Raw genomic sequence first — 326 nt, 5'->3', positions numbered from 1 at the left:
GTAGGGAATATAGTGTCACCGCAAGTGAAGAAAGAAAATGTAGGGAATATAATATCGCCGCAAGTGAAGAAAGAAAACGTAGGGAATATAGTATCGCCAAATGTATCGAAAGAAAATGTAGTTATTCCACAAGTCATACCGCCAAATATTCAAATGCCAAATATTCAAATGCCAATTATGGATAACAACCAGCCACCGAATATAATGCCAATTATGGATAACAATCAAATGCCGAATATAATGCCGATAATGGATAACAATCAAATGCCGAATATAATGCCGATAATGGATAACAATCAAATGCCGAATATGATGCCGATAATGGA

At 35.6% G+C, this 326-nt stretch carries 1 pseudogene; it reads left to right on the top strand.

The window, feature by feature from the left end:
* Nucleotides 1-326, top strand: a pseudogene (locus tag ACQRBL_RS22045) (peptigoglycan-binding protein LysM); the annotation flags it as partial.

The organism is Bacillus sp. AF62 (assembly GCF_050312695.1).
GTDB lineage: Bacteria > Bacillota > Bacilli > Bacillales > Bacillaceae_G > Bacillus_A > Bacillus_A cereus.
The sequence above is the reverse complement of the archived record's forward strand: the minus strand, read 5'-3'. Positions and strand labels throughout refer to the sequence as shown.